This window comes from Stenotrophomonas sp. SrG (assembly GCF_050031795.1).
GTDB classification, from domain to species: Bacteria; Pseudomonadota; Gammaproteobacteria; order Xanthomonadales; family Xanthomonadaceae; genus Stenotrophomonas; species Stenotrophomonas rhizophila_A.
In genome coordinates, this window is record NZ_JBNBBE010000886.1 from 1 (window position 1) to 243 (window position 243).

Below are 243 nucleotides of genomic sequence, written 5' to 3' on the forward strand. Positions count from 1 at the left end.
TCCCGACACCTTCAGCTACCAGGTCTGCCTGCCTGCACCGACGGGCACTGTCTGCGATACCGCGACCGTCACCGTCACTCTCGGCGCGAACGCGCTGCTGGCCAACGATTACACCTTCGCCACCGCCATCCCGGGCGCCGGCGGCACCACGCCCAGCGTGCTGGGCAATGACTCCCTCAATGGCAGCGCCGTGGTGCCGGGGACGGTGACCGCGACCCTGCTGTCGACCACGCCGGGATACAC

Annotated in this window: 1 protein-coding gene; it reads left to right on the plus strand. The window is 69.1% G+C overall.

The annotated features are described in order from the left end of the window. Positions 1–243: hypothetical protein (locus tag ACQG3P_RS22050; RefSeq protein ID WP_426806240.1), on the plus strand; the 243-nt coding region annotated here is incomplete at both ends.